This window comes from Embleya sp. NBC_00888, from assembly GCF_045207655.1.
Lineage (GTDB): Bacteria > Actinomycetota > Actinomycetes > Streptomycetales > Streptomycetaceae > Embleya.
The window spans coordinates 6155673-6167877 of the sequence record NZ_CP108784.1; the positions used below are offsets into that span (position 1 = coordinate 6155673).

The 12205-nt window shown below is 72.7% G+C and carries 10 protein-coding genes; 8 read left to right on the forward strand and 2 right to left on the reverse strand.

The window, feature by feature from the left end:
* The first annotated feature begins 96 nt into the window (after positions 1–96).
* Both OG948_RS26340 and OG948_RS26345 read left to right on the forward strand, forming a co-directional pair.
* Positions 97–2040 (forward strand): glycogen debranching N-terminal domain-containing protein, encoded by a 1944-nt coding sequence (locus tag OG948_RS26340; RefSeq protein WP_406298817.1) that lies wholly within the window; start codon positions 97–99, stop codon positions 2038–2040.
* 117 nt (positions 2041–2157) lie between these two features.
* Positions 2158–2865 (forward strand): NUDIX domain-containing protein, encoded by a 708-nt coding sequence (locus tag OG948_RS26345; RefSeq protein ID WP_406298818.1) that lies wholly within the window; start codon positions 2158–2160, stop codon positions 2863–2865.
* Between the two features lie 68 nt (positions 2866–2933).
* Here OG948_RS26345 and OG948_RS26350 read toward each other — a convergent pair whose 3' ends face one another.
* Entirely contained in the window at positions 2934–3386 is a 453-nt protein-coding gene (locus tag OG948_RS26350; RefSeq protein WP_406298819.1) for a hypothetical protein, read from the reverse strand.
* Between the two features lie 183 nt (positions 3387–3569).
* On the opposite strand from OG948_RS26350, the gene OG948_RS26355 reads away from it, so the two are divergent.
* The 6 genes from OG948_RS26355 (at position 3570) to OG948_RS26380 (ending at position 11684) form a co-directional block, all read left to right on the forward strand.
* Positions 3570–5204, forward strand: coding sequence for an ATP-binding cassette domain-containing protein (locus OG948_RS26355; protein ID WP_406298820.1), 1635 nt, complete (start codon positions 3570–3572; stop codon positions 5202–5204).
* The gene (locus OG948_RS26360) at positions 5201–5962 is read left to right on the forward strand and encodes a hypothetical protein (RefSeq protein ID WP_406298821.1); all 762 of its coding nucleotides are present in this window, start codon (positions 5201–5203) and stop codon (positions 5960–5962) included. Before OG948_RS26355 ends, OG948_RS26360 begins: the two co-directional genes overlap by 4 nt.
* A 150-nt stretch (positions 5963–6112) precedes the next feature.
* Complete coding sequence (locus tag OG948_RS26365; protein WP_406298822.1) at positions 6113–6967, forward strand: FadR/GntR family transcriptional regulator; 855 nt, start codon at positions 6113–6115, stop codon at positions 6965–6967.
* A gap of 226 nt (positions 6968–7193) precedes the next feature.
* Positions 7194–8825 carry a SpoIIE family protein phosphatase gene (locus OG948_RS26370; protein WP_406298823.1) on the forward strand — a complete coding sequence of 544 codons (1632 nt, stop codon included), beginning with the start codon at positions 7194–7196 and terminating at the stop codon, positions 8823–8825.
* Positions 8826–9083: 258 nt separating this feature from the next.
* On the forward strand, positions 9084–10658 hold the full coding sequence (locus tag OG948_RS26375; RefSeq protein WP_406298824.1) for an RNA polymerase sigma factor: 1575 nt from the start codon (positions 9084–9086) through the stop codon (positions 10656–10658).
* Between the two features lie 231 nt (positions 10659–10889).
* A complete protein-coding gene (locus OG948_RS26380) occupies positions 10890–11684 on the forward strand; it encodes a S1 family peptidase (RefSeq protein ID WP_406298825.1) in 795 nt (264 codons plus the stop codon).
* Between the two features lie 133 nt (positions 11685–11817).
* On the opposite strand, the gene OG948_RS26385 is transcribed toward OG948_RS26380, so the two are convergent.
* Positions 11818–12048, reverse strand: coding sequence for a hypothetical protein (locus tag OG948_RS26385; RefSeq protein ID WP_020555816.1), 231 nt, complete (start codon positions 12046–12048; stop codon positions 11818–11820).
* Between the last annotated feature and the right edge of the window lie 157 nt (positions 12049–12205).

Consider the following 12205-nt stretch of genomic DNA (forward strand, 5'->3'; position numbering starts at 1 on the left):
TCGGGAGGCGGCGGGCCGCCGACTCCGGTGCGGGTGGGTCCGGATCCCGGCCCCGCGCGAGACCCACGAGAGAAGCGGGAGACGAGAGCGGTGACCGTGAGCACGATCCCCCACCCCGTCGCGCACGACGCACTCGTCTGTGTGGACGCGCCCGGCATGGCGATCAGCGGGCGCGACGGACAACTGCGCGGGCAGGGCGTGTCGGGCGTCTACCACGACGGGCGGCGCACGCTCTCGCGCAACGTGCTCACGATCGGCGGCATCGAACCGGAACCGCTGTCCGGGCACGTGGTCGCGGCGGGCGCGGTGCGCTACCTCGCGATGCGTCGGTTCGCCGCGGACGGCACACCCGACCCCGCACTGGTGGTCGAGCGCACCCGATACGCCGACGGCCGCGAGCGGCTCGTGGTGCGCAACACCGGCCGCCGCGCGTTGTGCTTCCCGGTCGAACTGGCCCTGGGCACCGACCTGATCCCGCTCGCCGCGCTCCGGGCCGGACATCGATCGGTCGAGTTGCCCGCCCGGGTGGCCGCAGCCGGCCTGGGGTGGAGCGCGCCGGACGGGATGACCGTGCGGACGAGCGCCGAGCCCGCGCCGGACACCGCGCTGGCCGCCACCGCGACGCTGCGCTGGGAGGTGGACCTGGAGCCGGCCCGCTCGTGGGCGGTCGAACTGCGGGTGATCGCCGAGCCGGCGCCCGGCCGACCCGGTCCACGCGCCTTCGTGGGGCAACCGCCGTGGACCGAACCCCGGGTGCGCTGCGACGACGTGCGGGTCGCGGCCTGGGTCGAGCAGGGGCTGCGCGACCTGCGGGCACTGCTCGTGGTTCCCGATCCCGATCTGCCGACCGTGCCGATGCCCACCGCCGGCGCGCCGTGGCAGCTGGCCCCCACCGGGCGCGACGCGCTGTGGACCGCCCGGATGTTGCTGCCGCTGGGCACCCGCTTCGCGAGCGGCGTGTTGCGGTTGCTGGCCGCGCGCCAGGGGGTGCGCTCGCAACCGCGCGACGGAGAGGAGCCCGGGCGGATCCCGCACTCCCTGGGCCGGGTCGGCGAGCGGCCCCGCTACGACTGCGCGGGCTCGACCGCGCTGTTCGTCACGCTCTTCGGCGAGGCCTGGCGCTGGGGGTTGCCGGCCGCCGAGACCACCGCGCTGTTGCCCGCGCTCGTCCGCGCGCTCGGGCACCTGTCCCGCACGCTGGGCGAGCGACCCGGCGAGTTCGTGCGACTCGGTCCCGAGGGACCCGCGCCGTGCGAACTCCAGGCCCAGACCTACCAGGCCGCGCGGCACGGCGCGGCTCTGCTGGACGCGTACGACCTGCCGGGCGGCGGCGCGCTGCGCGAGCGGGCCGAGCACCTCGGCGTCGCCTTCCGCAAGGCGTTCCGGGCCGAGGACGCGGCGGGGGAGTTCTACGCCGCGGCGCTGGATCCCGCCGGCCGACCGATCACCGTGGCCTCGTCCGCGATGGCCCACCTGCCCGGCAGCGGCATCCTGGACGACACCGGGAACCGGGCGGTGGCCCACCGGCTGACCGCGCCCGACCTGGACTGCGGATGGGGGCTGCGGGCCACCTCGGCCCGGACCCCGGGCTACCACCCGCTCGGCACCCTGGGCGGCGTGGTGCGCGCCCACGACACCTGCGTGGCCGCCGCGGGCCTGGCCGAGGCGGGCCATCTCGACGCCGCACAGCGGTTGTTCGCCGGCCTGCTGCACGCCGCGCCGTGGTTCCAGTATCGACTGCCGGAGATGCACGCGGGCGAACAGCGCGCGGCCGGCCACGCTCCGGTGGCCCACCCTCTGGCGTGTCGCCCGCTGGCGCGCGCCGCCGGAGCGATCCTGCCGGTCCTGGTGGCCTTCGCCGGGATCCGCCCGGACGCGCCGGCGGGCCGGATCACCGTGCGGCCCGCCGGCGCGCTGGACGTCGGCGAACTCGAACTGCGCGATCTGCGGGTCGGCGGCGAGCCGTTCACGGTCCGGGTCAACCGGGCCGGTCAGGCGATCGTGGAGGAGGCGGCGGCGGGCATGCAACTGGCGATCTGAACCGGCTCGCCCGGTGACGCGACGCCACCACCCGCCTGCGCGCGGTATGCCGACCTTCCCGAATCCGTTTTATCGTCAGCCAGACAGCTAGTGCCCTCCGGGCACTAGGATCGCCCCATGCCGCGCTCCGAGACCTCGATCTTTCCGCCCTTCGGAGTCACCGTGGATCTCGTGGTCCTCACGGTGCGCGAGCACGCCCTGAGTGCCTTGACCATCCGCCGGGGCGAGCCACCGTTCCAGGGCGCGTGGGCACTGCCGGGCGGCTTCGTGCGCGAGGGCGAGGGCCTGGAGGCCGCCGCGGCACGCGAACTCGCCGAGGAGACCGGCCTGGACCGACTGCCGGTGCACCTGGAGCAGCTCGCCACCTTCGGCGACCCCGGTCGCGACCCCCGGATGCGCGTGGTCAGCGTCGCCTACCTGGTGCTGGCCCCGGATCTGCCCACCCCGCGCCCCGGCGGCGACGCGGCCGGCGCGCGCTGGTCCTCGGTCGGCGAACTGCTCGGCGACGGCAGCCGGCTCGCGTTCGACCACGGACGGATCCTGGAGGACGGCGTCGAACGGGCCCGCTCCAAGATCGAATACTCCTCGCTGGCCGCCGCGTTCTGCCCCGAGGAGTTCACCGTCGGCGAGCTGCGCCGGGTCTACGAGGCGGTGTGGGGCGTGGCCCTGGATCCGCGCAACTTCCACCGCAAGGTCACCGGCACCCCCGACTTCCTGGTGCCCACGGGCGGCACCACCACCCGCCAGGGCGGCCGGCCCGCCCAACTGTTCCGCCGCGGTTCCGCGGAGAAGCTCAACCCGCCGATGTTGCGCCCCGAGGCCTGACCGGACAGGCCCGACCCGCCCTCGCGGCACGGTCGCGTTCGGCCCCGATTCGTTCGGCCCCGGCTCGTTCAGCCCTGGCCGCCCAGGTCGAGCTCGACCGCGTCGTAGGCGAGCTGCGCGTCGCGGCTGCGATGTCGGCCGAGCAGCGCGAGCAACTCCACGACACGCGGGCGCAGCGCCGGCCAGCCCGCGGCGTCCTGCGCGCCCTGGGTGATCCCCGCGACCAGATCGTCGAGGAGCACACCCAGCCGGGCGTGCTCGCCCCGCAGTCGCCACACCGCGGGTTCGAACCGGGGATCCGCGTGGCGCACCTCCTCGTAGAGACCGCCGGGGCCCTCGGTGGCCGCGACGTGTTCGTACAGATCGGCCCGCAACTGCCGTAGCCCCGCGCACAACGCGGCCACCCGGCGTGGGCCCGCCTTGTCGGTGACCAGACCGTCACGGACGATCAACAACGCGTCGTCGAGGTCGCCCCGCCTGCGGCGGACGGCGTCCAGGACGCCCGGATCGGGAAGAGACATGCCGACCTCCAGAGGCGGTACTCGGCGGTATCTCGATGGTCCTCCAAGAACCGGCGGCCTGTCCAGGTTCGGCGGACTTTTCCGCAGCTCGCCGATATGAGGGTAAATGCCGGGAAAATTGTGGTTTCACCGATATGTTGCCAAAGATCCATAGATCTCCCGCAGCCGGGGTGACGAGGAGCGATGGCAATGGCGATGGCGATGATCCAGGCACGTGCGCTGACCAAGAGATACGGCGGCATCGTGGCCGTCGACGACCTGTCCTTCGACGTACTCCCCGGCAGGGTCACGGCACTGCTGGGGCCCAACGGCGCGGGCAAGTCGACCGCGCTGCGGCTGATGCTCGATCTCGAACGCGGCGGGGGCGAGACCCGGTACGACGGTCGGCGCTACCGCCGACTGCGTCGACCCGGCACCGAGGTCGGCGCGTGCGTGGGGACCGGCGGCGCACACCCGGGCCGGCGGGTGCGCGCACACCTGGCGATGCTCGCGTCGGCCGGCCGGATCCCGTCCCGCCGGGTGGACGAGGTGCTCGACCTGGTCGGGCTGACCCCGGTGGCCGGTGCCCGGACCAGGGTGCTCTCGGCGGGGGCGCTCGGCCGACTCGCGCTGGCCTCGGCCCTGCTCGGCGACCCGGGCACGCTGATCCTGGACGAACCGGCGACCGGTCTGGACCCGCAGGGGTTGCGCTGGTTGCGCGACTTCCTGCGCGCCTACGCGGCGGAGGGTCGTACGGTCCTGGTCGCGGGGCACATCCTGGCCGAGACCGCGCGGTGCGCCGACCGGGTTCTGGTGATCAGTCGAGGTCGCCTGGTCGCGGACGAATCGGCGACCGACTTCCTGCGCCGGGGCGTGCGGGAGGGAGTGTCCGTGCGCACTCCGCAGGTGGCCCGGTTGTCCGCGCTGCTGCGGGCCGAGGGTGTGCACACCACCCGCCCCGGCGGCACCGCGCTCACCGTGCTCGGCGCCGACCGGGCCAGAGTCGGCGAGATCGCCTTCCGCGGTGGGATCCTGCTGCACGAGTTGGCCGAACGCGAGCCCGGGGTGGGCGACGCGTTCATCGACGTGATCACCAAGCGGCGCGAGCGCGTCCGGGCCGACGCCGATGGGGGCGGTGTCGACGGGGCCGGTGTCGAGCCGCCGGTCGAGACCGTCTCGGCGGCCCGGGCCACCGAGGAACTCGCCGTCCCCGGCGCCGACCCCGCCCGTGTGGCGGGGGTGAACCCGGCGACGACCACCGCGACGGTACTCCTGGAATCCCCGACCCGGCTCGACCCGGCACCTCTCGTCGACGGCCGCGTCGACCTCGACGCCGAGCCGGGATCGACCCGGCCCGGACCGACACGGCCTCGACCGACACAACCGTCACCGGCCGAGCCGCACCCGGCCCTGCCGGGACACCCGGAACCCCGGCCGGCGCCGACGCGGCAGGCCGGGGCGGCGGCTCCGGCCGAACCCCGGCGCGCCGACCCGCGAGCGCACCCCGCGCCGGAAGCCGGACCCGGCGCCGCGTGCGCCGCCTCGACCGAGTCGCACCAGGGCCTCGACCACGGGAGCGCCCAGGGCACCGACCGCGGCACCGATCACGACATCGACCGTCGCACCGACCCGCACACCGCGCCGTCCGGCGGGGCACACTCGCGCCGAGTCGACACGATCGCCGACAGGCTCGGTGCCGGTGGAGGCGTCGGTGCCGGCGTCGGGATCGAGCCGGATCCCGGCGAGCCCCCCGCCGCACTGCCGCCCAGGCGCCGATTCGCCCGCACCTGGCGCTCCGCCGGGCGGGCCGAGCAGACCGACGAGGTGAGAAGCGTATGAGCGCGATCCGATACGAACTCAAGCGCGCCCGCAGCCTGCGCGCGACCCGGTGGGGCGTGCTGGGCCTGCTCGCGCTCTGCGCGGGCGCGACCTGGGTGGCGGCCCGCCAGGCCGGCGCCGTCCCGATCGGCTCCGGCGAGGTGGCCCATCTGGTCACCGCGGGTCCGGGCCGAACACCGGTGCTGGTCCCGGCGATCATGCTGATGACGGCGCTCGCCTGTGCGCGCGAGCAACGGCGGGACGCGCTGCCCACGCTGCTGCTCGCGTTGCCCCGACGCGGTCGGGTGTTCCTGGCCAAGGTGGTCGGCACCGCGCTCGCGGCCGTCGTGCTCGCGGCTCTGGCGGTGGGCGCGAGCGTCGGCACCGCCCGCGCCGTGTTCGGCCCCGCGTTCCCCGACCGCGCGGCGATCGAGGCGCCCGCACCCCGGATCCTGGCCGGATTCGTCGCCTACGTGCTGCTCGCCGCCGTGTTGGGCCTGGCGATCGGCACCCTCTCGCGCGGCACCGCGCTGATCGCGGTCGCCGCCGCGGCGCTGCCCGCCGGGGCCGAACGACTGATCGCGGCGGCGATCGAGGCCGGTGTCCCGGAGGCGCATCGGGACCTTGTGCGCTACCTCCCCTTCCGCGCCGCCGACCGCATGCTCGTCGTCTCCGACGGCGGCGGCCTGTCGCCGGTGACGGGTGGCGCGGTGCTGGCCGGCGTCACTCTCGTGGTCACCGTGCTCGCGCTGATCACCTTCGTCCGTCGCCGGGCCTGAGCGCTCCGGAGCGACGTCACACTTTCGGACGATCGACCCGCAAGGTAGATCACCCTTTCGTGTGTTTTTCAGCCGAGAGCGGGTTTGCTGCTCAAGCCCGACCCGTTCGAGGCCGAGATGGAGAGCGTGAGTATCGCTGCCCATCAGACAATGACCCACGCCCCGGCGAGCGGCTCGGCCGACGCGTTCCGCGCCGGCGAGCCGGGCGCCGCCGGCACCGACCCGATGTCCCGCCGGCCGTACGTGTGGGACGGACCCGACCTCGAACCGGCCCGTGCCGTGCGCAAACCCGGCGTCGGCCGAGGCCGCGGCCTGCACGGCCAACTCGTCCAGCAGCTCGGCCAGATGATCGTCGCGGGCGAGGTGGGTGCCGAACGCCCGCTGGTGCCCGAGGAGATCGGCCGGCGCTTCGAGGTCTCCCGGACCGTGGTGCGCGAATCGCTCCGGGTCCTGGAGGCCAAGGGCCTGGTCAGCGCCCGGCCCAACGTCGGCACCCGGGTGCGCCCGGTGAGCGACTGGAACCTGCTCGACCCCGATGTGATCGAGTGGCGCGCGTGCGGCCCGCAACGCGACTCGCAGCGCCGCGAACTCTTCGAGCTGCGCTGGGGCATCGAGCCGCTGGCCGCGCACATGGCCGCGTGCCGCAACCACCCCGAGATCGTCCGCCGGCTCGCCGACGTCGTGGAGATCATGCAGCGGGCGGTCGCCCAGCCCGACCCGCTGACCTTCAGCCGTGCCGACGCGGAGTTCCACGGCCTGCTGCTCCAGGTCGCGGGCAACCGCATGCTCGACCACCTCGCCGGCATCCTGGCCGCCGCGCTCCAGGTGTCCGGTGGCCACGTGGCCGGCTGCGAGCACCTGTCCGAGGCGTCCGTGGCGCTGCACGCGCGTCTGGTCGACGCGGTCGCCGCCGGCGACGGCGAGAGCGCCGAGGCCGCCATGCGCTCGCTGCTGGCCGTACACCCCGAGGTGGACCGCCAGTTCCCCGCTCCCCGCGAGGGCTGATCGGCGGGCCGAGGGAGCAGTGCCGGCCGGAACCGAGGACACGCACGCATCGCCCCTTCGCCGGCCCGTCGCACGGGTCGACGAAGGGGCGCGTGTATGTCCGACCCGCCCGATTTGGCGATGTACGGAGAGTTCAGGCCAATCCTCCCGGTGAGGGGGTTCGCGTGCGTACTCTCGATATCTGACTCGCCGGCCCGGAGTTGCCAACAGGTGGGGTTGTGAGGCAATGAACGACGACAAGGTCGGATGCGAGCGGCCCGCTGTGCTCGACGCGGCGCTGCTGGCCACCTTGACCAGCCAGGGATCGACGGCATTCGCGTTCTACGACCGGCGGTTGCACTGTCGGCGGGTCAGCGGCGCGCTCGCCCGGCTGGCCGGGCTCGCGGTCGAGGACCTGCTCGGCCGACGTCCCGGCGAGGTCTACCCGCCGGCCCGCGCCCGCCGGATCGAGGCGACGATGACCCGGGTGCTCACCCGCGGCGAAGCGTGCGTCGAGACACACGTGAGCCGCGACCACGGCGATCCCGCCGACCGGGTCGGTTCCAGCCGCGGCGACGCACGCGAACGGGCGTACGAGTCGCAGTGGTTGCCGGTGCGTGACCCGGTCGAGGAGACCGGACCGGTGATCGGCGTGCTCCTGGTGGTGCGCGACATCACCGAGCAGCGGCGCTGCGAGGACCTGCTGCGCTCCAGTCAGTGGCGCACCGCCAGGCTTCAGGCGATGACCGCGCGGATCGCCGGCACGCTCAGGGTGCCCGAGGTGGAGGAGGTGGTCGGCGAACTCGGCATCGGCATCGCCGCCGCCCGTTCGGAGGCGTATCTGCTGGACGAGACGGCGCCGGTGTACCCGTGGCCGAACGTGCCGGCGCAGCGCACCGTCACCCGCCGGCGCGGCCTGCCCGCGCACTGGTCGGCGGACCTGGTCGCCGCGGTGACCGACGGGATCGCCCGGTACGTCTCCCACCACGGTTCCGGCGCCTCCCGGGTGATCCTGCCGCTGGTCGGCTCCGGCGCGCCGCTGGGCGTGCTGCGCTACACCTTCGACGACGGACGCGCGTTCGACCCGGACGACCGGATCTTCCTCGAGGCGTTCGCCGGGCAGTGCGCGCTCGCCATCGAGCGTTCCCGGCTCTACGAACGCGAGCACCGCACCGCCGTCGCCCTGCAGCGCAGCCTGCTGCCCGAGCGGTTACCCGCGGTGCGCGGTGTCGAGTTCGGTTACCGCTATCTGCCCGGGGCGCCCGACTTCGAGGTCGGCGGCGACTGGTACGACGTGTTCCAACTGCCCGACAAGCGGGTGGCGATCGTGGTCGGCGACGTGATCGGCAAGGGGCTGACCGCGGCGGCCGGCATGGGTCGGGTCCGCTCGGCGCTGCGCGCGCTCGCCTTCACCGACCCCGAGCCCGCCGCGGTACTCACCGGCCTGGATCGGCTGTTCACCGCGACCGAGGACGACGAGTCGCTCACCACGCTGGTGTACGCCGTGATCGACCCGGCGACCGGGCTGCTCGTGCTCGCCGACGCGGGGCACCTGCCGGTGGTGGTCGTCTCCGCCGACGGCAAGGCCAAACTCGTCGAGATCGGCGAGGAGTCGACGCCGCTGGGAGTCGCCGAACATCGGACGCAGCACACCATCCGACTGGATCCGGGAGACATCCTGATCGGCTTCTCGGACGGTCTCGTGGAGACCCGGGGACGCGGCATCGACGAGGGTCTGGACGACCTCGTGGAGGTCGCCCGAGGGGCCAACGGGGGCCTGGAGGCGCTGTTGACGAGCATCCTGGACGGACTGCTCGGCGACCGGGACCGGGACGACGACGTGACCATCCTGGGGGTGCGGATCACCGGGGACGTATGAGTCGGATCCCTCACACAGGGTGTGGCGCGCGCCGCAAGAGGGAATCGTGTGAGCTGCGCCACCGAACGGGTGCGTAACACTTCTCCGCCTGGCCCGATGAGTACGAAGGTGGCAGCCGTTCGGGAATAGCAAAAAAGGCCGATGCGCTGACTTCGAGTGCAACCGGTTTGCCGGAACCACGCTGTCCGCCCGAGTGTCGTTCGCTTGGCGGCGCCTGCCTGTTCACCAGGCCGTGACGCCGTCCAGATCGTCGAGAGGTTGTTTGTGTCGGCCAGCACATCCCGTTCGCTCCCGCCCGAGATCGCCGAATTCGTCAACGTGAAGTCGTTGATCGAGCGGGGTGAGTCCCAGGGGTACATCGCCAGCGACGAGGTGCGCCAGGCGTTCGAGGCCGACCAGATTCCGGCCACCCAGTGGAAGAACGTCCTGCGCAGCCTCAACCAGGTCCTCGACCAGGAGGGTGTGACCATCATGGTCAGTGCCGCGGACTCGGCGGCGCCCAAGCGCACCCGCAAGAGTGTGGCGGCCAAGAGCGCCGCCAAGCGCACCGCGACCAAGACCGTCGTCTCCAACCGCGCCTCCACCGCGGTCACCGTGACGGCGGACGCGGAACCGGTCACGCCCGACGGGAGCCCCGCGCCGACCGCCGTCGCCCAGGCCGTCCCGGCGGCGCCCGCCGCGCCGCGCAAGAGCGCCGCGAAGAAGACCGCCGCCACCGGTACCGCCAAGAAGGCCGCGCCGAAGAAGGCCGCCGCGAAGAAGACGGCCGGCAAGGCCGGAGAACCCGACGCGGACGCCGAGGAGTTGCCGGACGAGTCCGAGGTCGTGGTCGAGGACGCGGTGCCCGACGAGCCGGAGAGCAAGGGCTTCATCCTCTCCGACGACGAGGACGACGCCCCCGCGCAGCAGGTCGCCGCGGCGGGCGCCACCGCGGACCCGGTCAAGGACTACCTCAAGCAGATCGGCAAGGTCCCGCTGCTCAACGCCGAGCAGGAGGTCAACCTCGCCAAGCGGATCGAGGCCGGCCTGTTCGCCGAGGACAAGCTGGGCTCCGGCGACAAGTTGCCCCCCAAGCTCCGGATGGAACTGGAGATCATCGCCGAGGACGGCCGCCGGGCCAAGAACCACCTCCTGGAGGCGAACCTGCGCCTGGTGGTCTCGCTGGCCAAGCGCTACACCGGTCGCGGCATGCTCTTCCTGGACCTGATCCAGGAGGGCAACCTGGGTCTGATCCGCGCGGTGGAGAAGTTCGACTACACCAAGGGCTACAAGTTCTCCACGTACGCCACCTGGTGGATTCGCCAGGCGATCACCCGGGCCATGGCCGACCAGGCGCGGACCATCCGCATCCCGGTGCACATGGTCGAGGTGATCAACAAGCTGGCCCGCGTACAGCGCCAGATGCTCCAGGACCTGGGCCGCGAGCCCACCCCGGAGGAGCTGGCCAAGGAACTCGACATGACCCCGGAGAAGGTCATCGAGGTGCAGAAGTACGGCCGCGAGCCGATCTCCCTGCACACCCCCCTCGGCGAGGACGGCGACAGCGAGTTCGGCGACCTGATCGAGGACTCCGAGGCCGTGGTGCCGGCCGACGCGGTCAGCTTCACGCTGCTCCAGGAACAGTTGCACTCGGTGCTCGACACCCTCTCCGAGCGTGAGGCGGGCGTGGTGTCGATGCGCTTCGGGCTCACCGACGGTCAGCCCAAGACGCTCGACGAGATCGGCAAGGTCTACGGGGTCACCCGTGAGCGGATCCGCCAGATCGAGTCGAAGACGATGTCGAAGCTGCGCCACCCGTCCCGCTCCCAGGTGCTGCGCGACTACCTCGACTGAGCGGGGATCGCCGCACCGCACGTGGAGGTCAACGGCCCCGGATACACCATCCGGGGCCTTCGTGTGTGCGTTCGCGCGTGAAATCACCCGTTCGCCCGGAGTGAGGATTCCGGAGAGCCACGCTGGGGCACCGGCCTCTACCTGACGGTAGCCGGCGAGAGGTTCCCCATGATGGTGCGAGCGCCCGAGCGGAACAGACGCAGCAGTTTCCGGCGGTACACACGAGGATCGATGGCCGCGCTCGCCGCGGTCGCACTGGCGGCGGTCCTGACGGGGGCCACGCCCTCGGGGCCCCCACGCGCGGTGGTCGGCGGGAGCCCCGCGGACACCGCGACCTATCCGTTCGCCGTGGCCCTCTCCAGCCGCGCCGAGTACGGCTCCGCGCGATCGGGGCAGTTCTGCGGCGGCACGCTGATCGCGCCGACCAAGGTGCTGACGGCCGCGCACTGCATGTACGACGCGAACGGCAAGCGGGAGGACCGCGCGGATCTGAAGGTGATCCAGGGGCGGACCGACCTGCGCACCACGAAGGGCCGCGAGGTGGTGGTCGGCGAGGTGTACGTGAACCCGAACTTCGATCCGAGCCTGATCTCCGGCGACTGGGCGGTGCTCACCCTCGACGAGCCGCTCGGCACGGGCGTCGCGTCGATGGTGGAACAGGACGCGGACGTCTACGCGAGCGGGACCGCGTCGACCGTGGTCGGCTGGGGTGACACCACGGGTCGAGGCGACTACTCCTCGACACTGCGCCAGGTCACCGTCCCGCTGGTCTCCGACGCGACCTGTCGCACGGCGTACCCCGGCGGGCGATTCGGGAGCTACGACGCCGCCGCGATGGTGTGCGCCGGAGAGCGACTGGGCGGCAAGGACGCGTGCAGCGCCGACAGCGGCGGGCCGCTCCTGGTGGCGGGCCGGATCGCCGGGATCGTCTCGTGGGGTGACGGATGCGCGTTGGCGGGTAAACCGGGCGTGTACACCCGGGTCGCCGCGTTCGCCCGGGACATCCGGGATGCCGCCGGATTGTGAGGGATATCACGGACCGCGAGGGCGCCGACCGCCCTCGCGGGTGACGACGACAGACGCCGATGGCGGCCACCTCGCGGTGGCCGCCATCGGCGCGATGTCTGCTCGTCGGGATCTCAGAGGGTCGGCTGTCTGGTCAGTTGTCGTCGTCCGGTGCGGTAACGGGGACCGCCGTGAGGCGGTCGGTCTCGTCCTGTATCTCCACGGCCACCTTCCGAAGCTCAGGCTCGAACTTACGGGCGTGGTGCGCACAGAACAGCAGTTCGCCGCCGCTGGAAAGGACTACCCGAAGGTATGCCTGGGCGCCGCACCGATCACAACGGTCGGCGGCCGTCAACGGACTGGCGGGTGTCAGAACCGAATTCACGTCGCCTCTTCTCTACTCGACGAAGCCTTCATCGATGTCCAACATCAAATCAGCCTCGAACGTTCCCGGGGTGATCGTGTCATGTTCAACAGCTTCTCGGCACACCCCTTCTGCAACTCATTCCTTGTGCATAGGACGTGCCCTGTGCGCGTACGGT

Coding starts and splice junctions, on each gene's coding strand:
- OG948_RS26370 (WP_406298823.1), top strand. CDS start 7,194: ATGAACGACGACAAGGTCGGATGCGAGCGGCCCGCTGTGCTCGACGCG.
- OG948_RS26355 (WP_406298820.1), top strand. CDS start 3,570: ATGGCAATGGCGATGGCGATGATCCAGGCACGTGCGCTGACCAAGAGA.
- OG948_RS26350 (WP_406298819.1), bottom strand. CDS start 3,386: ATGTCTCTTCCCGATCCGGGCGTCCTGGACGCCGTCCGCCGCAGGCGG.
- OG948_RS26345 (WP_406298818.1), top strand. CDS start 2,158: ATGCCGCGCTCCGAGACCTCGATCTTTCCGCCCTTCGGAGTCACCGTG.
- OG948_RS26365 (WP_406298822.1), top strand. CDS start 6,113: ATGACCCACGCCCCGGCGAGCGGCTCGGCCGACGCGTTCCGCGCCGGC.
- OG948_RS26380 (WP_406298825.1), top strand. CDS start 10,890: ATGGCCGCGCTCGCCGCGGTCGCACTGGCGGCGGTCCTGACGGGGGCC.
- OG948_RS26360 (WP_406298821.1), top strand. CDS start 5,201: ATGAGCGCGATCCGATACGAACTCAAGCGCGCCCGCAGCCTGCGCGCG.